Genomic DNA, 24,069 nt, shown 5'->3' with positions numbered 1-24,069 from the left:
GCTCCCGCGGTCCCCTCCACGTGGGCTTTCCCACCGGACGCACCCCCGTCGCGGCCCTGCGTCAGAGCCGCGCGAGGCACCACGCGCCGAGGGCCGCCGACCCCGCGCCGGCGAGCAGGGCCAGGGGCACGGCCACGGCGGCGCGCACGCCCTCCGCCACCGGCGCGCGGTGCAGGACGCGCGCCCCCGTCCAGGTCAGCAGAGCGGCCCCGAACAGCAGAAACACGGTCGCCGCGAAGATCCCCGGCCCGTCTTCCACGCCGCTCCCCTTACCCCTGGGCCGCTCTCGGGATCCCCCCGGATCCCGTGGTGCATGACCCTGACAGCCCAGGGGAAACGAAGAGCGAACCCCGGGTTACATTCCGGTTCCGGCTAGTGCCGGGGGCCCGCCACGGGCTCCAGGAAGCCCTGCTCGACCAGCATCCGGATGGCGTCGGGCGTCCGGTCCCGCAGCAGGACGGGGTCCTCCTGCACCAGCTGCGCGATCGCGTCCAGGATCCGGCCGGCGGTCAGTGAGCCGTCACACACTCCGGCGAAGCCCGCCCCGACCGTGTCGACCTTGGTCGCGCGCCGCATGCCGCGGTTCTGCCGGAGCACCACGTGCTCCGGGTCCTCCGCGCCGGGCGCGCCGACCTGCTCCTGGACCACTTCCGCGGTGAGGGCGAAGTACCCCTCCAGCAGCGCCGCGTCATCGTGTTCCCGCAGGTAGTCCTGGCGGGCGAAGTGGGCCAGGACGGTCTCGCCCAGCGGCTGCTCCACCGAGTGCGGCCACTCCTCGATCACGATCGAGGGCTCGGCCGCGTCCGACCGGCGCAGGGTGATCCAGCCGAAGCCGACCGACTTGGTCTTGCGCGCCTCGAACTCGTCCAGCCAGTCCTCGTAGCGCCGCGCGTACTCGTCCGGATCGGCGCGGTGGTCCCCCGCGTCACGCAGCCACAGCTCCGCGTACTGCGTCACGTCCTGTACGTCACGCTGCACGATCCACGCGTCGCAGCCGCGCGGCACCCAGGAGCGCAGCCGGTCCTGCCAGTCCTCGCCCTCCACGTGCTGCCAGTTGCCGAGGAACTGCGCGTACCCGCCCGGATTCAGCCGCGCGCCGGCCTGCTGCACCAGGCTGCGGCACAGGTCGTCGCCACCCATCCCGCCGTCCCGGTAGGTCAGCCGGGCCCCGGGGGAGATCACGAAGGGCGGGTTCGACACGATCAGGTCGTACGTCGCCTCGCCGACCGGCTCGAAGAGCGACCCGGCGAGCAGCTCGGCCTCCGGGGCGCCGGACAGCGCCAGCGTCAGACGGGTGAACTCCAGGGCCCGGGGGTTGACGTCGGTGGCCGTGACCCGGGTGGCGTGCTGGGCGGCGTGCAGCGCCTGGATGCCCGATCCGGTGCCGACGTCGAGGGCCGAGCCGACCGGGATGCGCACGGTGATTCCGGCCAGCGTGGTGGAGGCGCCACCGACTCCGAGGACCACGCCTTCCTCGCGGCTGCCGATCCCCCCGGCCCCGCCGACGGAGCAGCCGAGGTCGGAGACGATGAACCAGTCCTCGCCGTCGGGACCGCCGTAGGGACGTACGTCGACGGTGGCGTGCACCTCGTCGCCCTCGCGCCGCAGCCAGCCGTCGGCCAGCGCCACGTCGACGGGCAGCGCGGCCGCGGCGTGCACGTGCGGTACGGGCTGCTGGAGCAGGAACAGCCGGACCAGGCAGGCGAGCGGGCCGTCGCCACGCGTGGCGCGCAGGGCCGGGACCGTCTCGCTACGGGCCAGTGCGGCGTAGGCGGGGGCGCCGAGCAGTTCGAGCATCCCGTCGGCGGTGAAGCCGGTGGCGAGGAACGCGGCGCGCAGCTCGGCGGCGTGGTCGGACGAGGGAAGGCTGGTGGTACTCACCCGACCATTGTGTCCGCTGCGGCGCCTCTTGCCGATCAGCCGGGCCCGGCCGCGCGGGGCGGCCGGCTCCGAGCGGGGGCCCGAACCGCGACAGGGCGGCCGCGGCCCCTCCCGGGACCCCGGCCGCCCTGATGGCGCAACGCCCCGGCGGCGACTCGGCCCGCTGCTCGGGTGACTGCTTCGGTGAGTCGGCCGGCAGTTCGGGTGACTGCTTCGGCGGCGAGTCGGCCGGCTACTTGGGCGTCGGCGAAGGCGCCGCGACCTGGCAGCCCTTCTGGCTGTTCATCGCCTTGTCCAGACCGCCCGCGTTGAGCTCGGCGAGCGCGTCCTTGCCGCCCTTCGTCGCGGCCTCCAGTCCGCCCGCCACTTCCTTCAGGCCCTCGGCGAACTTCGTCTGGTCCTTGGGGTCCAGGCCGTCCATCTTGGTCTTCAGGTCGGCGTAGCCCTTGGAGGTGTCCTGGAAGCCCTTGACCGAAGCCTCCAGGGTGGTCTGGCCGTTCTTGACGGGCGGCACTCCCGCGCTCTGCAGCGCCGTCCCCATCGATTTGTACGACTCGGACATCGTCCCGAAGGCCGCCGAGTCGGTCTTCTGGACCTCTTCGGGCTTGCTGCTCTCCGTCGCCACGCGCTTGATGTCGGCGTTGGCCGCCTCGATCTTCCTGAGCTCGGGCTGCCACTGGTCGCAGACCTTCTTGGCCCAGTCGTTGGCCTTCTTGTCGCTGTCGTCGCCACCGCAACCGGACAGCACGAGCATCAGTACCGCACCGCCCGACAACGCGGCCGCAAGCTTCTTGTTCACCGGATTGGTCCCTTCGAAGGCTCTCGGCCCGGAAGATACACGGCTGCCATCCGGCCACGCACAAAGGCGGACAGACGACGCGTCAGTCCGCGCCGCCTGTCCGCCGTTCGGGCCTACGGCCGGCTCTGCCCGGCCCTGCCCCGTACTGCTGCCGTGCCTGGGGTCAGGAGACCGTCGCGGGGTCGGCCGGCTGGCCCACCCGCTCGGCGGTTCCGCCCTCGCCCTCCTCGCCGACCGCGATGCCGCGGCGCTTGGAGACGTACACCGCGCCGACGATGACGGCGATCGCCAAGGCCGCCACGATCGCCCGTACGGTCGCGCTGGTGTCCTCGCCGAAGCTGAACTGCACGACGGCGGGGGCGATCAGCAGTGCCACGAGGTTCATGACCTTGAGCAGCGGGTTGATCGCAGGACCGGCGGTGTCCTTGAACGGGTCGCCGACCGTGTCGCCGATGACGACCGCGGCGTGGGCCTCGCTGCCCTTGCCGCCGTGGTGGCCGTCCTCGACGAGCTTCTTCGCGTTGTCCCAGGCGCCACCGGAGTTGGCCAGGAAGACCGCCATCAGGGTGCCGGTGCCGATGGCGCCCGCCAGGAAGGACCCGAGCGCGCCGACTCCCAGGGAGAAGCCCACGGCGATCGGCGTGAGGACGGCGAGCAGGCCGGGCGTGGCGAGCTCGCGCAGCGCGTCCTTGGTGCAGATGTCCACGACGCGGCCGTACTCGGGCTTCTCGGAGTAGTCCATGATCCCGGGGTGCTCGCGGAACTGGCGGCGCACCTCGTAGACCACCGAGCCCGCGGAGCGGGACACCGCGTTGATGGCGAGGCCGGAGAACAGGAACACGACGGCCGCGCCCAGGATCAGCCCGACGAGGTTGTTGGGCTGGGCGATGTCCAGGCTGAGGTTCATCTCCCCGGCCTTCGCGCCGACTTCCTTGACCGCGGTGGCGATCGCGTCGTTGTACGAGCCGAAGAGCGCGGCCGCGGCCAGCACGGCCGTGGCGATGGCGATGCCCTTGGTGATGGCCTTGGTGGTGTTGCCCACGGCGTCCAGGTCGGTCAGGACCTGCGCACCGGCGCCCTCGACGTCGCCGGACATCTCGGCGATGCCCTGGGCGTTGTCGGAGACGGGCCCGAAGGTGTCCATGGCGACGATGACGCCGACGGTGGTGAGCAGGCCGGTGCCGGCCAGGGCGACCGCGAAGAGCGCGAGCATGATCGAGGTGCCGCCGAGCAGGAACGCCCCGTAGACGCCGAGGCCGATGAGCAGCGCCGTGTAGACGGCGGACTCCAGACCGACGGAGATGCCGGCGAGGACGACGGTGGCCGCGCCGGTCAGGGAGGACTTGCCGATGTCCCGGACGGGACGGCGGTTGGTCTCGGTGAAGTAGCCGGTCAGCTGCTGGATCAGCGCCGCGAGCACGATGCCGATCGCGACGGCGACGACGGCCAGGATGCGCGGGTCGCCGGTGTGGTTGGTGATCGCGGCGTTCTCGACGCCGACGAGCTCCTTGTAGGTGGCCGGCAGGTAGGCGTAGACCGCGATCGCGACCAGCACCAGGGAGATCACGGCGGAGATGAAGAAGCCGCGGTTGATGGCGGTCATGCCGCTGCGGTCGCTGCGGCGCGGGGAGACCGCGAAGATGCCGATCATCGCGGTGATGACGCCGATGGCGGGCACGATCAGCGGGAAGGCGAGGCCCAGGTCGCCGAAGGCGGCCTTGCCGAGGATGAGCGCGGCCACCAGGGTGACGGCGTACGACTCGAAGAGGTCGGCCGCCATTCCGGCGCAGTCTCCGACGTTGTCGCCCACGTTGTCGGCGATGGTCGCGGCATTGCGCGGGTCGTCCTCCGGAATGCCCTGCTCGACCTTGCCGACCAGGTCGGCGCCGACGTCGGCGGCCTTGGTGAAGATGCCGCCGCCCACGCGCATGAACATCGCGATCAGGGCGGCGCCGAGACCGAAGCCCTCCAGGACCTTGGGGGCGTCGGCGGCGTAGACCAGGACGACGCAAGAGGCGCCGAGCAGGCCGAGGCCGACGGTGAACATGCCGACCACGCCGCCCGTGCGGAAGGCGATCCTCATCGCCTTGTGGGCGACCTCGGTCAGGTCCCTGGCGGGCTCGCCCTCGGCGGGGGTGGCCTCGCGTGCGGCGGCGGCGACGCGGACGTTGGCGCGGACCGCGAGGCGCATGCCGATGTAGCCGGTGGCCGCCGAGAAGAGGGCGCCCACGAGGAAGAACGCGGAACGTCCCGCCCGCTGCGACCAGCTGTCGGCGGGGAGCAGGAAGAGCAGGAAGAAGACCACGACGGCGAAGACGCCGAGGGTGCGCAGCTGCCGGCCGAGGTAGGCGTTGGCGCCTTCCTGGACGGCTGCGGCGATCTTCTTCATGCTGTCGGTTCCCTCGTCGGCGGAGAGGACCTGGCGGACCAGGATCTGCGCGACGACGAGGGCGGCCAGTGCCACGGCCGCGATGACGATCACGATAAGGCGATTGTCATCGGTGAGTACTGCGGCTGCCAGATCAGTGGTGGCATCCGGCGCGATAGGGGTGAAGAGCCCCGTCATTCGTCCTCCTTGACGTGATGAGCTCAAGATGTGGACGGATTGTAGGGAGCGCGCTGCGATCAAAACAGTGGGCAGGAAACGCAATTGGCGTGCTCTTGCTCCTCAGCAATAGATCGCGTCACTCCATTACCCCCGAAAGTGCTAATGGTTCAAAGGCATTGACGGCACATCAATGATCTAGGAAATGCGTTCAGGCATGAAAAAGGCCCTGCTCAGCAGGGCCTTGATAAAGATCGGAAGATACGACGTAATGCGGACGCGGTGGATCTACGGCAGCTCGGGAGCGCCCGACACGGGCCAGCTCATCCGGATGGTCCCGCCCGATTCCCCACTGGTCACCTCGACGTCGTCGACGAGCCCGCTGATCACGGCGAGGCCCATCTCGTCCTCGCCCTCGGTGTCCGGGTCCAGGACGGCGTCGATGCCGGACACGGCATCACCCGGGCCGCCGCCCGGTCCGGGAACCTCGTCGCCGACCTCGATGGAGAACTGCTTCTCCTCCTCGATCAGCACGACCCGGACCGGCGCGGTCAGCCCGTTGCTGCGGTGGAGCCCGACGGCGCGCGAACAGGCCTCGCCCACGGCGAGGCGGACCTCGTCGAGGACGGCTTCCTCCACCCCCGCCCGGCGCGCCACGGCGGCCGCGACCAGGCGGGCCGTCCGGACGTGTTCGGGCTGGGCGCTGAAGCGCAGTTCAACGGTGGCCATGCGCGTCCCCCTCGGACTACGGGCGTGCCTTGACAGGGGCCCGGGCCAACCGCGGCCCGGTGCCCCCGCTCTCCTCGTCGGCTCCCTGCTTCAGGGAGCCGTCAGTCGGTGGCGTTGACGGCATCTTCCACAGTGGTGTGGATCGGGAACACCTTGGTCAGACCGGTGATGCGGAAGATCTTCAGGATGCGCTCCTGATTGCAGACCAGACGCAGCGAACCCTCGTGCGCGCGGACGCGCTTGAGGCCTCCCACGAGCACACCAAGTCCGGTGGAGTCGAGGAAGTCCACTCGCTCCATGTCGACAACCAGGTGGTAGCTGCCGTCGTTCACCAACTCGACCAACTGCTCGCGCAGCTTGGGCGCGGTATACACATCAATCTCGCCACCGACCTCCACGACCGTACGGTCGCCGACAGTGCGAGTCGACAGGGACAGGTCCACGGATCCTCCAGCACCTTGCTATCGAGCGGCGCCCCCCAGGGGCCTCCCCACCCGAAGGTAGGTGAGGGATTGGCTGCCGCGATGGCATTCAATCACTTACCGGCAGGCGCGCACGACGCCTTCGGACCATTGTCCCGCACGCCGGTGACACACTCGGTTCCAATGGCCCATACTCACCGCCCCGGTCGGCCCACGCCACCCGCGGACCCTCGACCCACCCCCGGCACGGTCCTGCACCGCCTGTCACGGGGGCCTTCTCGAGCTGCGCGCATCACTCATACGGAGCACTTGCCCCCTCGGGAGGGCCGTCATGCAGTCTGGCCCGACCGCATCCGAACGGATGTCGTAGCCGCCATTGAGGCCGCCGGGATCGGCCATCCGTGGGAACACCAGGCCGCGGCCGCCGAGCACGCCCTGGACGGCGAGTCCGTGGTCGTGGCCACCGGCACCGCCTCCGGCAAGTCGCTGGCCTACCTCGCGCCCGTGCTCTCGGCGCTGGCGGACGGCGCCGAGGCCCCGAACGGGCGGGGTGCCACCGCCCTCTACCTGGCCCCGACCAAGGCCCTGGTGGCCGATCAGCGGCGCGCCGTACGGGAACTGGCCGCTCCCCTCGGCAACGCGGTCCGCCCCGCCGTCTACGACGGCGACACGCCGGTGGAGGAACGCGAATGGGTGCGCCAGTACGCCAACTACGTCCTCACCAACCCCGACATGCTGCACCGCGGCATCCTCCCGGCCCACCCGCGATGGGCCTCCTACCTGCGGGCCCTGCGCTACGTGGTGATCGACGAGTGCCACACCTACCGGGGGGTATTCGGCTCCCACGTGGCCCAGGTACTGCGCCGGCTGCGGCGGCTGTGCGCCCGCTACGGCTCCGATCCGGTCTTCCTGCTGGCCTCCGCCACCGCCAGCGACCCGGCGGCGGCCGCCTCCCGGCTGACCGGCGTCCCCGTCATCGAGATCACCGACGACGCCTCGCCGCGCGGCGAGGTGGTCTTCGCCCTCTGGGAGCCGCCGCTCCTCACGGACCTGCGGGGCGAAAGGGGCGCGCCGGTACGCCGCACGGCCACGGCCGAGACCGCCGACCTGCTGACAGACCTGGTCGTCCAGGGCGTCCGTACGGTCGCCTTCGTCCGCTCCCGGCGCGGCGCGGAGCTGATCTCCGTGATCGCCCAGGAACGGCTCACCGAGGTGGACCGCTCGCTGGCCCGGCGGGTCGCCGCCTACCGGGGCGGCTACCTGCCCGAGGAGCGCCGGGCCCTGGAGCGGGCCCTGCACTCCGGCGAGCTGCTGGGCCTGGCCGCCACGACGGCCCTGGAGCTGGGCGTGGACGTCGCGGGCCTGGACGCCGTCCTGATCACCGGCTACCCGGGCACCCGGGCCTCCCTGTGGCAGCAGGCGGGCCGCGCCGGGCGGGCGGGCCAGGGCGCCCTGGCCGTTCTGGTCGCCCGTGACGACCCCCTGGACACCTACCTCGTCCACCACCCGGAGGCGCTGTTCCGCCGGCCGGTGGAGGCCACGGTCCTGGACCCCGACAACCCGTACGTCCTCGCCCCCCACCTCTGCGCGGCGGCGGCCGAGCTGCCCCTGACCGACGCCGACCTGGAACTCTTCGGCCCGGCCACCCACGACCTCCTCCCCCAGCTCGAAGCGGCGAAGCTGCTGCGCCGCCGCGCGACGGCCTGGCACTGGACCCGCCGGGAGCGGGCCTCGGACCTGACCGACATCCGGGGCGGCGGCGGCCGCCCGGTCCAGATCGTCGAGGCGTCGACCGGCCGGCTGCTGGGCACGGTCGACGAATCCGCCGCCCACACCGCCGTCCACGACGGGGCCGTCCACCTGCACCAGGGCCGCACGTACCTCGTGAAGCACCTGGACCTGGAGGACTCGGTGGCCCTCGTGGAGGAGGCGAACCCGCCCTTCTCCACCACCGCCCGCGACACCACCTCCATCTCCATCCTCGAAACCGACACGGAGATCCCCTGGGGGGCGGCCCGGCTCTGTTACGGCTCGGTCGAGGTCACCAACCAGGTCGTCTCCTATCTGCGCCGCAAGCTGATCACCGGCGAGGTCATGGGCGAGGCCAAGCTGGACCTGCCGCCCCGGACCCTGCGCACCAGGGCCGTCTGGTGGACGGTCACCGAGGACCAGCTCGACGAGGCCCGGATCAACCCGGAGATCCTCGGCGGCGCCCTGCACGCCGCCGAGCACGCCTCCATCGGCCTGCTCCCGCTCTTCGCCACCTGCGACCGCTGGGACATCGGCGGCGTCTCAGTGCCGCTGCATCCCGACACCCTCCTCCCCACGGTCTTCGTCTACGACGGCCACCCGGGCGGCGCCGGCTTCGCCGAGCGGGCCTTCCACACCGCCCGCGCCTGGCTGACGGCGACCCGCGACGCGATCGCGTCCTGCGAGTGCGAGGCCGGCTGCCCCTCCTGCATCCAGTCCCCCAAGTGCGGCAACGGCAACGACCCCCTCCACAAACGCGGCGCCATCCGCCTCCTCACCCGCCTCCTCTCCGAACCCCCACCCCCTGACCAACCCGCTCCCCCACACCCCTGACCTCGCAGACCCGCCGAGTCCTGCCGGTCGCCGCGCGCCCAGACCCGGGGATCCGGGGATCCGGGGATCCGGGGATCCGCCAAGTGGCCGCACCCGTGGCCGGCACCTTCACCGCTCGCCCACGCCAGGTGGCCGGGCCTGTGGGTCCGGCATCTCTGCGGACAGGACCGCGCCTGGCCGCGGAGCATGCGAACCCGGCAGCTCTACGGACAAGCCCGCCCCTGGTGGCGGGGCCTGCGAACCCGGCACCTCTCCGGGCTGGCCCGCCCCTGGTGGCGGGGCCTGCGAACCCGGCAGCTCTACGGACAAGCCCGCCCCTGATGGCGGGGCCTGTGGGCCCGGCACCTCTGCGGGCGGGCCCGCGCGGGCCCGGATCGCGGGGGTGAACGGGCCCGTCGCCGGTTCGGCCGTGACCTCGGCGACCTCGCCGGACACCCGGCACGCTGCCAGCGCGGCGCCCTGCGCCCGGGCCACCCGCCGGGCCGTGCCGCAGGCGGCGTCCGGGCCGTGGGCCCAGCTGGCCGCCGCCGCGAGGGCCGCCAGGTCGGCGGCGGCCGCCGCCCGGTGCCGGGCCACGACGGCCTGCCCGAGCAGCAGCACACCGCCGAACACCGCCCCCAGCACGGTGGCCACCAGTGCGGCCCACACCGTGGCCGATCCCCGGTCCCGGCTCACGGCGGCGGCCCCACGCTGTCCTCCGCCAGGGCCACGGCCTGTGCCCCGAGCCGTACGGGCAACCCGCCGGGGCCCGGTGCGGGGGCCGCAACCCGGACCCGCCACAGGTCCCCGGCCCGCTCGACCTCCACCTCCGCCCCCGAAGGAGCGGCCGCCCGGGCAGCAGCCACCGCGACCTCCGCGGGCTCAGACCGGGAGGCCGCCCGGGCGCCGGCCCGGGCCGCGTCCACACACTGGATCTGCGCTGCCGCCGCCATCAGCGCCCAGACGAGCAGGGCCGCGAACAACACCAGCGCCGGAATCACCAGGGCTGCCTCCGCCGTCACATATCCCCGGTCTCCGCGGTCTCCCCGGTCTCCCCGGTGCCCGATTCCCCGGCTCCGCCCGGCCGCCTTTTCCTCAGAACGGCACATCGAGCGCCTTCCCGATGGTCGACTGAAGGGCCGTCGCGACCACTTCGCTCGTGACCACCTTGTACAGAACGGCCGCGAATGCACAGGCAGCGATCGTGCCCATGGCGTATTCCGAGGTCGACATCCCGCTATCGCTCCCGCGGGCCCGCAGTGCAGCCCGTACCCGAAACCAGATGATCCTCATGACAACCTCCTGTTGATTTCCATTGGTGATCTGAGTGGGTTATGTGAGTTGTTGATGTGGCTTCAGGTGTGGGAGAGGAGACCGGATGCCATACCGATCACCACCGGAGCCACCCCGATCGCGAGAAATGCGGGGAGAAAGCAGAGCCCCACCGGAGCGGTCACGAGGACCGACGCCCGCTGCGCCCTGGCGCCCGCCTGCCGGGTCCGGTCCTCCCGGAGGGCTGACGCGAGCCGGGAGACCGGTTCCGCCGCGGGAGCCCCCGTCCGGGCAGCCCGTTCCAGGCATTCCGCGAGCTCCCGGGCACCCGGTATCTCCGCCAACCTCCCCCACGCGGCCCCCGGTTCACCGCCGAGCCGCAGCTCCGCACCGGCCCGGGCCAGCCGTTCGCCCACCGGGCCGCCCAGCGACTCCCCCACCACCTCGGCGGCCTCCACCGGGCCCGCTCCCGCCGCAAGGCAGGCCGCCAACAGATCCGCGGCGAACGGCAACTGACGCCCCGCCTCCTTGGGGTCCACCCCGGCCGGCAACCGTGCCCGTGACCGCAGTCGCCGCACCCCGAACGCGGCCAGTCCCCCGACGGCCACACCGGCCACTCCCCCGACGAGCAGCCAGCCCGCCAGCAGCGCCCCGACCGGCGCCGCCCACGCCTCCACCGCGCCGCGCACCCGGATACCCGGCGCCGGGCCCTGCGGGCCCGGTCTCACCCCCAGCAGGACCGCGCACCTGCGCCGGGCCGCCCGCGACCGCACCCGCGCCATGACCGCCGACCCCGCGCACAGCGCCGCCACCGCCAGGCACAGCGCCATCCCCAGCCTGTGGACACCGAAGCCCCCGAAGCCGCCCATCACCGCGCCCCCGTCCGTACGATCCGCCGACACCACAGCAATCCCAGTGCCTCCAGCAACCCGCCCACGAGCAGGCACCCCCACCCCATCGGGGTGTGCAGCAGCACCCGCAGCGGATCCGCCCCGAGGCCGGTACCGATCAACAAGCCCACCAGGGGCAGCAGGGCGAGCACCACCGCCGTGGACCGCGCCCCGGCGAGCTGGGCCCTCAGCGACTCCTCACGGTCCCGCTCGGCCCGCAGGGCGCCCTCCAGCCGGTCCAGGCCGGCGGCCAGGCCCGCCCCACCGTCCACCGACACCCGCCAGCAGGCGGCCATCCCGGCCAGTCCCTCCGCGCCGGGTTCGCGCCCCGCCTGGCGCAGCGCCGCGGGCACGTCCCCGGCGAACGCCGCGGCGGCCAGCACCCCCGCCTCCGCCGGACCCGGGCCGCCGGGACCCACGGCAATGCGCCGTATCGCCGCGGTCAGCGCCTGACCGGGCTGGGCGCCCGACCTCAGCTCCCCCACCACCGCCCCGCACAGGGCCACCACCCCGGCGGCCCGCGCCGTCCGGGCCCGCTCCCGCGTCCGGCTCCGCAACTAGCGCCGCACCAGCGGCACCGCGGCCGCCCCGGCAAGGAGCGGGATCACCGACCCGCCCAGCACCGCGACCACCAGTCCGGCACCGAGGCACACCCACTCCCGCCACCGCGCCGCCCGCAGCCGTACGGAGGCCACCAGCCGCTCCAGGAGCACCGGCCCGCCCGGAACCACCGGACCGCCCCCGGCCGCCAGCACCCGCGCCCGCCGGGAGACCCGGTCTCCGCAGGCCAGCACCCAGGCGGCGGCTCCCGCGCACAGCACGCCGACGAACACCGGTACCGGCAGCGCTGCCCCGGCGCTCACCGGGCACCCCGCAGCAGCGGACGCAGCCGCTCCCAGCCGCGCTCCCGTACGAAGCCGCGCGCGGACCAGCGCAGCGCCGGAACGGTGACCACCAGCCCGGCGGCGTCCCGCTCCAGCACATGCACCTCGGCCACCCGTCGGCGCCCCTCCCGGTCCCGGACCAGGTGGACGACCAGGGTCAGCGCTGCGGCCAGCTGGCTGTGCAGGGCGGCCCGGTCGAGCCCGGCGGCCGTCCCCAGCGCCTCCAGCCGGGCCGGGACATGGGCTGCGGCATTGGCATGGACCGTGCCGCAGCCTCCTTCATGGCCCGTATTCAGAGCCGCGAGCAGGTCGGCCACCTCGGGGCCCCGGACCTCACCGACCACCAGCCGGTCGGGCCTCATCCGCAGGGCCTGCCGGACCAGGTCCGCCAGGGTGACCAGGCCCGCACCCTCCTGGTTGGCCGGTCGCGTCTCCAGCCGCACCACGTGCGGATGGTCCGGGCGCAGTTCGGCGGAATCCTCGGCGAGCACGATCCGCTCGCCGGGGCCGACCAGCCCCAACAGGGCGCTGAGCAGGGTGGTCTTGCCGGTTCCGGTCCCGCCGGAGACGAGGAAGGACAGCCGGGCCTCGATCATCTCGCGCAGCAGCCGGTGTCCGCCGGGCGGCAGTGTCCCCGCCGCGACCAGCTCCTCCAGCGTGAAAGCCCGCGGCCGCACCACCCGCAGCGAGAGGCAGGCCGAACCGACCGACACGGGGGGCAGCACGGCATGCAGCCGGGTGCCGTCCGGCATCCGGGCGTCCACCCAGGGCCGGGCGTCGTCCAGTCGGCGGCCCGCGACGGCGGCCAGCCGCTGGGCGAGCCGGCGGACGGCATCGCCGTCGGCGAAGGTCACCCCCGTCAGCTCCAGCCCGCCACCCCGGTCCACCCACACCCGGTCGGGGGCCGCCACGAGCACATCGGTGACCTCGGGGTCGGCGAGCAGCGCCTCCAACGGGCCCGCGCCGACCAGCTCGGACCGCAACTCGGCGGCCACACCCAGCACTTCCGCATCACCCAGCAGCCGACCCTGGGCCCGCAGGGCGGCCGCCACCCGCGCCGGGGTCGGCTCCGCCCCGGTCTCGGCGAGCCGCCGGCGCACCGCGTCGAGGAGGACCGCGCTCATGCCGGCACCCTCTGGGCGGAGCCGAGCGCCCGCTGCCAGAAGCCGTCGCAGAACCGGGCCAGGGCGCCCCGCGCCTGCGCCCCCGGTGGTTCCCCCTCGGCCACCCGCCCGGGGAGCCCCACCTCGACCGGCACCTCGCCGGCCAGCGGCGCCCCCAGCAGGCCGGCCACGGCCTCGGCATCGAGACCGCCCGGGCAGCGGCCCCGTACGACGACGCGGACGTCCCGGGCCACCATGCGCACCCCGGCCGCCACCCGGCCCGCGGCGGCCACCGCCCGGAGCTCGCCCGGTACCACCATCAGCACCAGGTCGAGCTGGGCCAGCACTTCGGCCACGGCTTCGTCCACCCGTCGCGGGAGGTCGACCACCACGACCCCGCCGCGGCGGCGCGCGGCGGCAAGCACCGAACGCATCGCGTCCGGCGGCACCACCACGCGGTCCCCGCGGTCCCAGCTGAGGACCCGCAGGGCATGCAGTTCGGGCAGGGACTCCTCCAGCGCTCCGGCTCCGACCCGTCCGCGCGAGGCGGCGAAGTCGGGCCAGCGCAGTCCTTCCGCGGCCTCGCCGCCGAGCAGGACGTCCATCCCGCCCCCGAGCGGGTCCCCGTCGATGAGGATGGTCCGTTCCCCGGCGCGAGCGGCCCGGAGGGCGAGTGCGCAGGCGAGGGTGGACGCGCCCGCTCCGCCGCTGCCCCCGATCACTCCGACCGTGAGGGCGGGCCGGCCGGCTCCTTCCACCACATCGGCGATGCGGTCCACGAGCCGGCTCTCGGCGTCGGGCAGCATGAGCACCTCCTCAGCGCCGATCTCCACGGCCCGCTGCCATACGAGGGGGTCGTCCGGGTCCCGGCCGACGAGGAACACCCCGTCTCTGCGCGGCGCCCCGCGCACCCGCCGGGCGGCGTCGTGGCCGACCAGCACCAGCGGCGCGGACTCCCACCCCACGCTGCCGACGCCTCCGCCACTCGCTCCACCGCGCTCCGGCACCGCGTGGTGCACATGCGGCTCGGCCCCCGCCGCGGCGCACAGCCGCAGCAGGTCGTCGAGCAGCAGGGGATCCTCGGTGATGATCAGCGGCCGCCCGGCCACGGGCGCCGCCCCGCCCACCGCGGCCCCGCCCGCCACAGACCCGGGTGTTTCACACGACTTCGATCGGACCACGATCTCCGCCCCCTTCTCACTGCGAAATCCAGCACCGCGGACTTCGCGGCTGGAATCACGGTGCAGCGATCAGGAAAAAGAAGTGGATCTTGCTCGAAAACTGTGGACACCGAGTCGATTGTGAATAACCCGGTCACCCACTCAGGTGAGTTCCGGAGCGCGGCGGAACCACTACGCACCGTTACGAGTCTGACGGGGTGAGGGCCTTCGCCACGCGGGCCCCCTACACGGGAGGAGGGCCGGACGGATGGTCACTTGGGGCCGAAGGCGGGGACGCGAACCGCGTCCGGACATGCGACGACCCCCGCCGGGGGGGAGAGCGGGGGTCGTCCCCACGGTCCGACTCGGGGGGGGGAGGAGCCAGACCGGGTTAGCACGGTCGCGAACGATCCGTGACTTCCATGGTGTACCCGAGAGGCTTCTCAGGCAAACCCACGCGCCACACCTTACGCCGAATGGTGGGCGCATATGCTCGGGGCGTGGAAAATCAGCCCTTGCCGCACTCCTCGCCCCGCACCGCAGCCTTCTTCGACCTGGACAAGACGGTCATTGCGAAGTCGAGCACCCTGACGTTCAGCAAGTCCTTCTACCAGGGCGGCCTGATCAACCGGCGCGCCGTGCTGCGGACCGCGTACACACAGTTCATCTTCCTGGCCGGCGGCGCCGACCACGATCAGATGGAACGGATGCGCGAGTACCTTTCCGCCCTCTGCAAGGGATGGAACGTGCAGCAGGTGCGGGAGATCGTCGCGGAAGCCCTCCACGACCTGATCGACCCGATCATCTACGACGAGGCCGCGTCCCTCATCGAGGCCCACCACACGGCCGGCCGGGACGTGGTGATCGTGTCGACCTCCGGCGCTGAGGTGGTCGAGCCGATCGGGGAGATGCTCGGCGCGGACCGCGTCGTCGCCACGCGCATGGTCGTCGGCGAGGACGGCTGTTTCACCGGGGAGATCGAGTACTACGCCTACGGACCCACGAAGGCGGAGGCCGTCCGCGGGCTCGCCGAGTCCGAGGGGTACGACCTCGCCCGGTGCTACGCCTACAGCGACTCGGCCACCGACATCCCCATGCTGGAGGCGGTCGGACACCCCCACGCCGTCAACCCCGACCGGGCTCTGCGGCGCGAGGCCGTGGCGCGCGAGTGGCCGGTGCTCGTATTCAACCGCCCGGTGCGGCTGAAGCAGCGGCTGCCCGGATGGTCCATGCCCGCGCGGCCCGCGCTGGTCGCGGCGGCGGCCGTCGGCGCGGCCGCGGCCACAGCGGGTCTGGTCTGGTACGCGAGCCGGCGCCGGGCCGGGGCCTTGGCCGCCGCCGCTGCGGCCGCGACCGCCGCGGGCGCCGCGACCGCCACTTCAGCCTGATGTCCTGACCTGGGCCGATATCGACCGTCCGATTCGCCCGATCTCGTCCGGGAAAGTAAAAAGTGGAGCCAGGGGTTTCGCATAGCTCCTCATCGGAGTACAAATAAAGCAACGGCCCGCGAGACCAAAGAACATCCGAGAGGATCATCTTTAAAACGCAGTAAGGCCCACGGACCGAAGCATGAACGCTTGGCACCCACGCGACGTCGACCCGTCGATTACGGGCCAGCCGCACCAGGTGACGGGCAAAGTCCCCGACCTGATGGGCAACTATCGAGGACGCTTGGTAACTGGGCGTAAATGCCAGCGGCGACACCAAAGCAAGTCGGTGTCGCCGCAACCCGTGTGGGGCACATTCAGGGGCCGCTGGGGAAGCCTCAGGCCGCGCCGCGCTGCAGCGCCTCGCAGACGGCCGTCGACTCTCGGACGCCGAGCTCGATCGCCCGCCCGCAGTGGGCGATCCACGCGGCCATCCCCTCCGCGGTACCGGAGACGTAGCCCTCGAAGGCCGCGAGATACGCCTCGCGGCCCTGCTCGGCGTGACCGACCTCCGCCGGGCAGATCGCCTTCGGGTCGAGGCCACTGTTGATCAGGACGATGCGCTCGGCCGCCCGCGCGACCAGGCCGTTGTAGGTGGCGAAGGGCCGCAGGGCCAGCAGTTCCCCGTGCACCACGGCCGCCGTGATCAGCGCCGGGGCGGAGCCGCCCGCGATGATCACTCGGGAGAGCCCGTCCAGCCGCCCGGCGACCTCCTCCGCACTCGGCAGCGGCAGCTCCACCAGCGGTTCGTCCACCGCCTCGCCCGCCAGACGGGGCCGGCCCACCACGTCCCCGGCCACCGCCGACCCCGAGGCCACCAGGTGCAGCCGCGCCAGGACCCGCAGCGGCGACTGGCGCCAGATGCTCAGCAGCTGACCGGCCTCCGCCGTCAGCCGGAGCGCGGCGCCCACCGTCAGCGCTTCCGGCTCCGACCCGAAGTCGGTCCGGCGCCGCACCTCCTCCAGCGCCCAGTCCGCACCGGACAGCGCCGCGCTCGCGCGGGCGCCGCGCAGCGCTGCCTCCGAGGTGATCTCGCCACTGCGGCGGCGCATGACCCGGTGCCCGTAGACCCGGTCCACGGCCTTGCGTACGGAATCGACGGACTCGGCGACACCCGGCAGCCCGCCCAGGGCGGCCAACGGGTCAGAAGCGCTACTCATAAGTAGCGAGCTTAGGCCTGCACACCCTTGGCACCGACCCCTCCTTGGAGTGGTCTTCTTCACTCACCTTGACAACTGCATGCGATCAGTCCACTACGCTTGGTGAACATGAAGATCGCTTTCGTGGGAAAGGGCGGCAGCGGCAAGACGACGCTGTCCTCCCTCTTCATCCGCCACCTCGCCGCCAATGAAGCCCCCGTCATCGCGGTGGACGCAGACATCAACCAGCACCTGGGCGCCGCGCTCGGACTCGACGAGCGCGAGGCCGCCGAGCTTCCCGCCCTGGGCGCGCACCTGCCCCTGATCAAGGAGTACCTGCGGGGGTCCAACCCGCGCATCGTGTCCGCCGACACGATGATCAAGACCACCCCGCCCGGCCGCGGCTCCCGCCTGCTACGCGTCTGCGAGGACAACCCGGTGTACGCGGCCTGCGCGCGCACCCTCATGCTCGACGGGCAGCCCGTACGGCTCATGGCCACCGGGCCGTTCACCGAGGCCGATCTGGGCGTAGCCTGCTACCACTCCAAGGTGGGGGCGGTCGAACTCTGCCTCAACCACCTCGTCGACGGCCCCGACGAGTACGTGGTCGTCGACATGACCGCCGGATCGGACTCCTTCGCCTCCGGCATGTTCACCCGCTTCGACATGACCTTCCTCGTCGCCGAGCCGACCCGCAAGGGCGTCTCCGTCTACCGCCAGTACAAGGAGTACGCCCGGGACTTCGGGATCTCGCTCAAGGTCATCGGGAACAAGGTGCAGGGGCCGGAGGACATCGAATTCCTCCAGGACGAGGTGGGCGAGGACCTGCTGGTCACCTTCGGTCACTCCGACTGGGTGCGCGCGATGGAAAAGGGCCGTGCGGCCGCCTTCGAGCTGCTGGAGGCGACCAACCGGTTCGCCCTCCAGTCCCTCCAGGACGCGGCCGACGACTCGTACGCGCACCGCGACTGGGAGCGGTACACCGACCAGATGGTGCGGTTCCACCTCAAGAACGCGGAGAGCTGGGGCAACGCGAAGACCGGGGTCGACCTGGCGGAGCAGGTCGACCCCGACTTCGTCCTGCGTGAAGGGGCCGAGACCCACGAAGGGGCCGAGACCCCGGAGGGGGTCGAGGCGCTCGTCAGTCCTCGTCCGCACCCTCATCGGACGGCTCCTCAGCCGGCTTGACCTCGGCGGGGGCCGCCGGCGGTGCGGGCGGCGGCCCCGCGGTCAGGAACTTCCCCCAGCCCTGCTTCGGCGCCTCGCCGACGCCGAGGGTGCGCAACCACTCCAGGGTCTTCGGGTCCTGGGCGTCCAGCCAGTCGGCCAGCTCGCGGAAGGGGACGCAGCGGACCTCCTTGCGAGTGCACATGTTCTTGATGGACTCCTCGACGGCGCGCATGTAGGTGCCGCCGTTCCAGGACTCGAAGTGGTTGCCGATGATCAGCGGTGCGCGGTTGCCCTCGTAGGCGCGGTCGAAGGCCTGCTGCAGGCCGTCGCGCATCTGGTCGCCCCAGTACTGGTGCTGCGAGGGGTCGCCCTGCGAGGTCGTCCCCGACTGGTTGACCATGTAGTTGTAGTCCATGCTCAGGGTGTCGAAGGCCCGGCCCGGCATCGGCACCAGCTGCAGCGGCAGGTCCCACAGCCCATCCGTCTTCTTGGGCCAGATCTGCTTGCTGATGCCGCTGGAGTCGTAGCGGAAGCCCATGTCCTTCGCCGCCAGCATGAAGTTCTTCTGGCCCTCCAGGCACGGCGTGCGGGCCCCGATCAGCTCCTTGTCGTAGTCGAAGGGGAGCGGCGCCATGTCCTTCAGGCCCGCGTTCGTCTTCCAGCTCTTGACGAAGGACTTGGCCTGGTTGATCTCGCTCTTCCACTCCTCGACCGACCAGGTGCCGACGCCTCCGTCGGGACCACAGAAGTGACCGTTGAAGTGGGTGCCGATCTCGTTGCCCTCCAGCCAGGCCGCGCGCACCTGGGTGGCGGTGTCCTTGATGCCCTGCAGGTCGCCGAAGCCGATGTCGGAACGGCCGGGTGAGTGCTGCGGGGCGGTGTAGAGGGAGCTCTTCTCCTCGGGGAGCAGGTACACGCCGCTGAGGAAGTACGTCATGCGGGCGTTGTACTGCTTGCCGACCTCGCGGAAGTGGGAGAAGAGCTTCTGGCTGTCCTCGCCGGCCCCGTCCCACGAGAACACGACGAACTGCGGCGGCTTCTCGCCGGGCTTCAGTTTCTGCGCCTTCTGCACGTGGGGCTGACTGCCGGTGTACGCGGTCGAACCGTCGCCGATGGGCCGGTTGACGCTGCCGGGGGCTTCGGGGGCGTTGGCGCCCTTCTTGGACCCGGACGCCGGGGACTTGGCGGGCTCCGAGGAGCTGCACCCGGCGACGCCCAGGACCAGCGCCGTGGCGACCACGCCGCCGGCGATCTTCTTCGTGGCGGCGATCATCCGCCCCACCTCTCCCTCGCAGTTCCGTTTCAGGGCTTCCGCGCCGCAACGTCCCACGCGGTCAGCTTTGAGGGAGAGGTGACAAGCCGGACAAAATGATTAATCACCTCTGAGTGCTAATTCCTAGGCCATTTGCCCCCATTCCCCACCACTCCTCTTTACTCTCCATTACCATCCATTTACCGAGTGTTGAGACTCCCGCCGCTTCACCCCTCCCCGAGGAGACGGGACCTATGACAGCCACTTCCCCCACCCCCACGGACCTCTCCGCCGACCTCTCCGCCTCCATCGCCGTCTTCCTGATCGCGCTGCCGCTCTCGCTCGGCATCGCCCTGGCCACCGGCGCACCGCTGCAGGCGGGACTGGTCGCCGCGGTGATCGGCGGGCTCGTCGCCGCACGGCTCGGCGGCGCACCCCTCCAGGTCAGCGGGCCGGCCACCGGACTCACCGTCGTCACCGCCGAGTTGATCCAGCACTACGGGTGGCGCACCACCTGCGCCATCACCGTGCTCGCCGGCTGCTGCCAGGTCGGGCTGGCCGCGCTGCGCACCGCCCGGTCGGCGCTGGTGGTCAGCCCGGCCATCGTGCACGGCATGCTCGCCGGCGTCGGCGTGACGATCGCCCTGTCCCAGCTGCACATCGTGCTCGGCGGCACCCCGCAGAGCTCGGCCGTGGCCAATGTCCTGGGACTGCCCGCCCAGTTGGCCGATCTGCACCCGGCGGCGCTCGGCGTCAGCGCGCTGACACTGGCCGTCCTGCTCGTCTGGCCACGGCTGCCCGGACGGGTCGGCCGCGCCCTGCGCAAGGCCCCCGCCGCTCTCGCCGCCGTGGCGACAGCCACCGCCGCCGCAGCGCTGGCGGGGCTCACGCTGCCCCGCGTGGACCTGCCGTCCTGGCGCAGCCACGCCCTGCCCGAACTGCCCCAGGGCCCGGTCCTCGGCATCATCGCCGCCGTCCTGACCGTCACCCTGGTCGGCAGCGTGGAGTCGCTGCTCTCCGCGGTGGCGACCGACAAGCTGATCGTCTCCCAGCGGCGTACGGGCAACCGGCCGCCCCGCGCCGACCTGGACAGGGAACTGCGCGGCCAGGGCGTGGCGAACGTCCTCTCGGGGGCGCTGGGCGGTCTGCCCATCGCCGGTGGCGCCGTGCGCAGCTCGGCAAACGTCAAGGCCGGGGCCGTCAGCCGCCGTTCGGTCATGCTGCACGGGCTGTGGATCCTGCTCGCGGCGGCGCTGCTCACCCCCGTCCTCGACCTGGTCCCGCTGGCCGCGCTGGCCGCGCTGGTGATGGCGGTCGGGGTGCAGATGGTGAGCGCGACGCACCTGCGTACCGTCACCCGGCACCGCGAGATCCTGGTCTACGCGACGACGATCGCAGGAGTGGTGTTCGGCGGCGTGCTGGAAGGAGTGGCCATCGGGATCGCGGTCGCCGTGGCGGTCGCGCTGCACCGGCTCACCCGCACCCGGATCACCGTGGAGGAGCGGGACGGCGTCCACCGGGTGCGGGCCCGCGGCCAGTTGACCTTCCTCGCGGTCCCCCGGCTGAGCCGGGTGCTCAACCACATTCCGCCCGACGCGCGCGTGGTCGTCGAGCTGGACGGCTCGTTCATGGACCACGCGGCGTACGAGACGCTCCAGGACTGGCAGGACTCCCACTTGGCGCACGGCGGCGCACTGGAGGTCATCGGCCGCTCCGCCGACCGGTCGCAGCCCTGGCAGCAGCGCCTCGACGGGAGCGGAGCCGAGCGGGCCGACCACCACTGCTGCCGCCCGTGGACCCCGTGGAAGAACCACTGCGACCACCGGTCCGCCGCCGGGGACTCCGGCAGCGCCGCAGGTCTCAAGGGCCCGGGCTCGGCCGCGGTTCCGGACTCCGGGGCGGAGGCACCGGCGCCGCGCCGCCGGGGGGCGGGCCAGCTGGCCAGCGGGATCAGCGCCTTCCAGCGCGATACCGCGCCGCACGTACGGGACGAGCTGGCCCGGCTGGCCCGCGAAGGGCAGCGGCCCTCCCAGCTCTTCCTCACCTGCGCCGACTCCCGCCTGGTGACCAGCATGATCACCGCCAGTGGACCGGGCGACCTGTTCACCGTCCGCAACGTCGGAAACCTGGTCCCCCTGCCCGGCGCCGAATCCGGCGACGACTCGGTCGCAGCCGCCATCGAGTACGCGGTGGACGTGCTGAAGGTGGACAGCATCACGGTGTGCGGCCACTCCGGCTGCGGCGCCATGCAGGCTCTGCTCAACTCCACGCCCGGAACCCCCGTCACCCCGCTGAAGCGCTGGCTGCGCCACGGCCTGCCCAGCCTGGAGCGGATGGCCAGCCGGCACCACGCCTGGGCCCGCATCTCGGGCCGGCTCCCGGCGGACGCCGTGGAGCAGCTGTGCCTGACCAACGTGGTGCAGCAGCTGGAGCACCTGCGCGCCCACGAATCGGTGGCCAGACGGCTCGCCGAGGGCACGCTGGAGCTGCACGGGATGTACTTCCACGTGGGCGAGGCCCAGGCGTACCTGCTCTCCGAGGGCGAGGACTTCTTCGACTGCCGGGTCTTCGACACCGTCGGCACCGGCGGAGCGGTCGGACAGAACGCCTGAAACCACAGCGCGCCTGAACCGATGGCGGCCCGCATCCGTGCAATCGTTTTGGCCCCTTCCCGCACCCTGCAGCGGGAGGGGGCCTTTCACGCCCGGACCCAGGCGTGCTATAGGTCTAAACCAATTCTCGGCTACCCCTTGTCACCTGGGCCGCTGACTGATGAGCTATGCCCGGGGACACAACGGACACCCTGGGAAAGGGAGATGTCGTGAGCAATGAGAGCCTGGCCAATCTGCTCAAGGAGGAGCGGCGGTTCGCACCGCCCGCCGATCTGGCCGCCGCCGCCAACGTGACAGAGGCTGCGTACACACAGGCCGACGCGGACCGGCTGGGCTTCTGGGCCGAGCAGGCCCGGCGGCTGACCTGGGCCACCGAGCCGACCGAGACGCTCGACTGGACGAACCCGCCCTTCGCCAAGTGGTTCGCGGACGGCAAGCTGAACGTGGCCTACAACTGCGTGGACCGGCACGTCGAAGCCGGCAACGGCGACCGCGTCGCCCTCCACTTCGAGGGCGAGCCCGGCGACAGCCGCGCGATCACCTACGCCGAGCTCAAGGACGAGGTCTCCAGGGCCGCCAACGCCCTGACCGAGCTGGGCGTCCAGCCCGGCGACCGCGTCGCCGTGTACCTGCCGATGATCCCCGAGGCGGTCGTCGCGATGCTCGCGTGCGCCCGCGTCGGCGCCGCGCACTCCGTGGTCTTCGGCGGCTTCTCCGCCGACGCCGTCGCCTCCCGCATCCAGGACGCCGACGCCAAGCTGGTCATCACCGCCGACGGCGGCTACCGCCGCGGCAAGCCCACCGCGCTCAAGCCCGCCATCGACGAGGCCGTGGGCAAGTGTCCGCAGGTCAAGAACGTGCTCGTCGTACGGCGCACCGGCCAGGACACCGCCTTCACCGAAGGCCGCGACGTCTGGTGGCACGAGGTCGTCGGCCGCCAGTCCACCTCGCACACCCCGCAGGCCTTCGACGCCGAGCACCCGCTCTTCATCCTCTACACCTCGGGGACCACGGGTAAGCCGAAGGGCATCCTGCACACCTCGGGCGGCTACCTCACGCAGGTCGCGTACACCCACCACGCGGTCTTCGACCTGAAGCCGGAGACCGACGTCTACTGGTGCACCGCCGACATCGGCTGGGTGACCGGGCACTCGTACATCGTCTACGGGCCGCTCGCCAACGGCGCCACCCAGGTGATGTACGAGGGCACGCCGGACACCCCGCACCAGGGACGCTTCTGGGAAATCGTGCAGAAGTACGGCGTCAGCATCCTCTACACGGCACCGACGGCCATCCGTACGTTCATGAAGTGGGGCGACGACATCCCCGCGAAGTTCGACCTGTCGAGCCTGCGCGTCCTGGGCTCGGTCGGCGAGCCGATCAACCCCGAGGCCTGGATCTGGTACCGCAAGCACATCGGCGGCGACCGCTGCCCGATCGTGGACACCTGGTGGCAGACCGAGACCGGCGCGATGATGATCTCCCCGCTCCCGGGCGTCACGCACACCAAGCCGGGCTCGGCGCAGCGCGCCCTGCCCGGGATCTCCGCCACCGTCGTGGACGACGAGGCGAACGAGGTCCCCGACGGCGGAGGCGGCTATCTGGTCCTGACCGAGCCGTGGCCGTCGATGCTGCGCACCATCTGGGGTGACGACCAGCGTTTCATCGACACCTACTGGTCGCGCTTCGAGGGCAAGTACTTCGCGGGCGACGGCGCCAAGAAGGACGACGACGGAGACATCTGGCTGCTCGGCCGGGTGGACGACGTGATGCTGGTCTCCGGCCACAACATCTCCACCACCGAGGTCGAGTCGGCGCTCGTCTCGCACCCCTCGGTCGCCGAGGCGGCCGTGGTCGGCGCCAACGACGAGACCACCGGCCAGGCCATCGTGGCCTTCGTCATCCTGCGCGGCACCGCCTCCGAGACCGAGAGCCTGGTCGCGGAGCTGCGCAACCACGTCGGCGCCACGCTCGGCCCGATCGCCAAGCCGAAGCGGATCCTGCCGGTCCAGGAGCTGCCGAAGACCCGCTCGGGCAAGATCATGCGCCGTCTGCTGCGCGATGTGGCGGAGAACCGCGCGGTCGGCGACGTGACCACGCTCGCCGATTCCTCGGTCATGGACCTGATCCAGAGCAAGCTGCCGTCCGCTTCCAGCGAGGACTGACGGACCGCCCGACCGGGCCACGTGGGAGGGGAGGAGGGTGTCCGGCGCGTAGCGCGC

19 protein-coding genes and 1 pseudogene are annotated in these 24,069 nt (G+C 72.1%); 5 read left to right on the top strand and 15 right to left on the bottom strand.

Annotated features, from left to right (window positions below):
* Positions 1-61: 61 nt before the first annotated feature.
* From ACIP5M_RS04230 to bldG, 6 genes are all read right to left on the bottom strand, one after another.
* Positions 62-259, bottom strand: a complete 198-nt coding sequence (locus ACIP5M_RS04230) for a hypothetical protein (RefSeq protein WP_401191574.1) — start codon at positions 257-259, stop codon at positions 62-64.
* A 113-nt stretch (positions 260-372) separates the two neighbouring features.
* A complete protein-coding gene (locus ACIP5M_RS04225; protein ID WP_401191571.1) occupies positions 373-1,881 on the bottom strand; it encodes a methyltransferase in 1,509 nt (502 codons plus the stop codon).
* Between the two features lie 232 nt (positions 1,882-2,113).
* On the bottom strand, positions 2,114-2,680 hold the full coding sequence (locus ACIP5M_RS04220; protein WP_401191570.1) for a small secreted protein: 567 nt from the start codon (positions 2,678-2,680) through the stop codon (positions 2,114-2,116).
* Positions 2,681-2,843: 163 nt separating this feature from the next.
* The gene (locus ACIP5M_RS04215) at positions 2,844-5,246 is read right to left on the bottom strand and encodes a sodium-translocating pyrophosphatase (protein ID WP_401191568.1); all 2,403 of its coding nucleotides are present in this window, start codon (positions 5,244-5,246) and stop codon (positions 2,844-2,846) included.
* A 267-nt stretch (positions 5,247-5,513) separates the two neighbouring features.
* Positions 5,514-5,954: an ATP-binding protein gene (locus tag ACIP5M_RS04210; protein WP_401191566.1), complete on the bottom strand. Its 441-nt coding sequence runs from the start codon at positions 5,952-5,954 to the stop codon at positions 5,514-5,516.
* Positions 5,955-6,055: 101 nt separating this feature from the next.
* Positions 6,056-6,397, bottom strand: coding sequence for an anti-sigma factor antagonist BldG (bldG, locus tag ACIP5M_RS04205; protein ID WP_008743037.1), 342 nt, complete (start codon positions 6,395-6,397; stop codon positions 6,056-6,058).
* An 81-nt stretch (positions 6,398-6,478) separates the two neighbouring features.
* Here bldG and ACIP5M_RS04200 point away from each other — a divergent pair, with 81 nt between their 5' ends.
* Positions 6,479-8,959 carry a DEAD/DEAH box helicase gene (locus tag ACIP5M_RS04200; protein WP_401191563.1) on the top strand — a complete coding sequence of 827 codons (2,481 nt, stop codon included), beginning with the start codon at positions 6,479-6,481 and terminating at the stop codon, positions 8,957-8,959.
* A gap of 108 nt (positions 8,960-9,067) precedes the next feature.
* Here ACIP5M_RS04200 and ACIP5M_RS04195 read toward each other — a convergent pair whose 3' ends face one another.
* The 7 genes and pseudogenes from ACIP5M_RS04195 to ssd all read right to left on the bottom strand — a co-directional run bounded on the left by ACIP5M_RS04195 (position 9,068) and on the right by ssd (position 14,232).
* Positions 9,068-9,634: an Rv3654c family TadE-like protein gene (locus ACIP5M_RS04195; RefSeq protein WP_401191560.1), complete on the bottom strand. Its 567-nt coding sequence runs from the start codon at positions 9,632-9,634 to the stop codon at positions 9,068-9,070.
* Positions 9,631-10,047 carry a TadE family type IV pilus minor pilin gene (locus ACIP5M_RS04190; RefSeq protein ID WP_401191557.1) on the bottom strand — a complete coding sequence of 139 codons (417 nt, stop codon included), beginning with the start codon at positions 10,045-10,047 and terminating at the stop codon, positions 9,631-9,633. Before ACIP5M_RS04190 ends, ACIP5M_RS04195 begins: the two co-directional genes overlap by 4 nt.
* A complete protein-coding gene (locus tag ACIP5M_RS04185; protein ID WP_401191554.1) occupies positions 10,034-10,231 on the bottom strand; it encodes a DUF4244 domain-containing protein in 198 nt (65 codons plus the stop codon). Before ACIP5M_RS04185 ends, ACIP5M_RS04190 begins: the two co-directional genes overlap by 14 nt.
* Positions 10,232-10,293: 62 nt before the next feature.
* Positions 10,294-11,079 (bottom strand): type II secretion system F family protein, encoded by a 786-nt coding sequence (locus tag ACIP5M_RS04180; RefSeq protein WP_401191886.1) that lies wholly within the window; start codon positions 11,077-11,079, stop codon positions 10,294-10,296.
* A pseudogene (locus tag ACIP5M_RS04175) lies at positions 11,079-11,945 on the bottom strand (type II secretion system F family protein). Before ACIP5M_RS04175 ends, ACIP5M_RS04180 begins: the two are co-directional and overlap by 1 nt.
* 14 nt (positions 11,946-11,959) lie before the next feature.
* Positions 11,960-13,108: a TadA family conjugal transfer-associated ATPase gene (locus ACIP5M_RS04170; RefSeq protein ID WP_401191552.1), complete on the bottom strand. Its 1,149-nt coding sequence runs from the start codon at positions 13,106-13,108 to the stop codon at positions 11,960-11,962.
* Positions 13,105-14,232 (bottom strand): septum site-determining protein Ssd, encoded by a 1,128-nt coding sequence (ssd, locus tag ACIP5M_RS04165; protein ID WP_401191550.1) that lies wholly within the window; start codon positions 14,230-14,232, stop codon positions 13,105-13,107. Before ssd ends, ACIP5M_RS04170 begins: the two co-directional genes overlap by 4 nt.
* A 491-nt stretch (positions 14,233-14,723) precedes the next feature.
* Between ssd and ACIP5M_RS04160 the strand changes: the two genes are divergently transcribed.
* Positions 14,724-15,635, top strand: coding sequence for an HAD family hydrolase (locus ACIP5M_RS04160; RefSeq protein ID WP_401191548.1), 912 nt, complete (start codon positions 14,724-14,726; stop codon positions 15,633-15,635).
* 377 nt (positions 15,636-16,012) lie between these two features.
* Here ACIP5M_RS04160 and ACIP5M_RS04155 read toward each other — a convergent pair whose 3' ends face one another.
* Positions 16,013-16,834 carry an oxidoreductase gene (locus tag ACIP5M_RS04155; protein ID WP_401191546.1) on the bottom strand — a complete coding sequence of 274 codons (822 nt, stop codon included), beginning with the start codon at positions 16,832-16,834 and terminating at the stop codon, positions 16,013-16,015.
* Between the two features lie 108 nt (positions 16,835-16,942).
* Here ACIP5M_RS04155 and ACIP5M_RS04150 point away from each other — a divergent pair, with 108 nt between their 5' ends.
* Entirely contained in the window at positions 16,943-18,001 is a 1,059-nt protein-coding gene (locus tag ACIP5M_RS04150) for an ATP-binding protein (protein WP_401191544.1), read from the top strand.
* Here ACIP5M_RS04150 and ACIP5M_RS04145 read toward each other — a convergent pair.
* On the bottom strand, positions 17,955-19,256 hold the full coding sequence (locus ACIP5M_RS04145) for a hypothetical protein (protein WP_401191542.1): 1,302 nt from the start codon (positions 19,254-19,256) through the stop codon (positions 17,955-17,957). The two genes, ACIP5M_RS04150 and ACIP5M_RS04145, sit on opposite strands and share 47 nt — an antisense overlap.
* Positions 19,257-19,489: 233 nt before the next feature.
* Here ACIP5M_RS04145 and ACIP5M_RS04140 point away from each other — a divergent pair, with 233 nt between their 5' ends.
* Entirely contained in the window at positions 19,490-21,847 is a 2,358-nt protein-coding gene (locus tag ACIP5M_RS04140; protein WP_401191539.1) for a bifunctional SulP family inorganic anion transporter/carbonic anhydrase, read from the top strand.
* Positions 21,848-22,014: 167 nt separating this feature from the next.
* Positions 22,015-24,012 (top strand): acetate--CoA ligase, encoded by a 1,998-nt coding sequence (acs, locus tag ACIP5M_RS04135; RefSeq protein ID WP_401191536.1) that lies wholly within the window; start codon positions 22,015-22,017, stop codon positions 24,010-24,012.
* Positions 24,013-24,069 lie beyond the last annotated feature (57 nt).

The sequence above is a fragment of the Streptomyces sp. NPDC088762 genome, assembly GCF_044750905.1.
GTDB lineage: Bacteria > Actinomycetota > Actinomycetes > Streptomycetales > Streptomycetaceae > Streptomyces.
This window is presented reverse-complemented; position numbering and strand designations above follow the sequence as displayed.